The sequence below is a fragment of the Streptomyces spiralis genome (assembly GCF_014654675.1).
In the GTDB taxonomy this organism is placed as follows: Bacteria; Actinomycetota; Actinomycetes; order Streptomycetales; family Streptomycetaceae; genus Streptomyces; species Streptomyces spiralis.
Window position 1 is genome coordinate 1 of sequence record NZ_BNBC01000133.1, and the last position, 1,379, is coordinate 1,379.

Consider the following 1,379-nt stretch of genomic DNA (forward strand, 5'->3'; position numbering starts at 1 on the left):
CTGTTCTCCTTCACCACCGACAACTTCCCGCTGCTCGGCGAGTCGAGGGACGTCAGGGGTTTCTGGGTGGCCGAGGCCGTGTGGGTCACTCATTCCGCGGGGGTGGGCCGGGCCATGGCCGAGTGGCTGGTGGACGGCTACTGCTCGTCGTTCGACCTGCACGAGTGCGACGTCAACCGTTTCGAGCCGCACCAGCTTGCCCCGGAGTACGTCCTGGCCCGCGACTGCCGGAACTTCGTCGAGGTCTACGACATCCTCCACCCCCTGCAGCCCTCCGGTGACCCGCGCCCGATCCGTACCAGCCCCTTCCACACCCGTCAGCAGGAACACGGCGCGTTCTTCCTGGAGGCCAACGGCTGGGAGCGCCCGCAGTGGTACGAGGCCAACGCCTCGCTCGTCGAGGGCCGGAAGATCCCCACGCCCAACGAGTGGGCGGCGCGGTTCTGGTCGCCGATCGTCGGCGCCGAGGCGCAGGTCACCCGCGAGACCGTCGCCCTGTACGACATGACGGCGCTCAAGCGCCTGGAGGTCAGCGGCCCCGGCGCCGCCGGCTTCCTGGAGGGCCTGGTCACCGGCAGGGTCGACAAGTCGGTGGGCTCGGTGACGTACACCCTGCTCCTGGATCACGACGGCGGCATCCGCAGTGACGTCACCGTCGCCCGGCTCGGCCGCGACCGTTTCCAGGTCGGTGCCAACGGCAGCCTGGATCTGGACTGGTTCACCCGCCACCTGCCCGCCGATGGCACGGTCCAGGTCCGTGACATCACCCCCGGCACGTGCTGCATCGGTCTGTGGGGCCCCCTCGCCCGCGAGGTCCTCCAGCCGCTGACCGAGGCGGATTTCTCCAACGAGGGCTTGAAGTACTTCCGCGCCAAGCACGCCTACATCGGCTCCGTCCCGGTGACGGCGATGCGGCTGAGTTATGTCGGTGAGCTGGGCTGGGAGCTGTACACCACCGCCGACCAGGGGCTGAAGTTGTGGGACACCCTGTGGGCCGCGGCGGAGCCGCTGGGCGGGATCATCGCCGGCCGTGGCGCCTTCAACAGTCTGCGTCTGGAGAAGGGTTACCGCTCCTTCGGTACCGACATGACCTACGAGCACGACCCTTACGAGGCCGGCGTCGGTTTCGCCGTCAAGCTCGACAAGGGCGACTTCGTCGGCAAGGCCGCCCTCGAGCGCCGTAAGACCGACGTACGACGGAAGCTGGCCTGCTTGACCATCGAGGATCCACGGTCGGTCGTGATGGGCAAGGAGCCGGTCTACGACGGCGATCGCCCTGTCGGCTACGTCACCAGCGCCGCCTACGGCTACACCATCGGCAAGGGCATCGCCTACGCCTGGCTCCCGACGGAACTGGCCGAGCCCGGCACGACCGTGCA

Annotated in this window: 1 protein-coding gene; it reads left to right on the forward strand. The window is 68.6% G+C overall.

The annotated features are described in order from the left end of the window. On the forward strand, positions 1 to 1,379 hold a 1,379-nt coding region (locus IE318_RS44325; RefSeq protein WP_189908483.1), incomplete at both ends, for a glycine cleavage T C-terminal barrel domain-containing protein.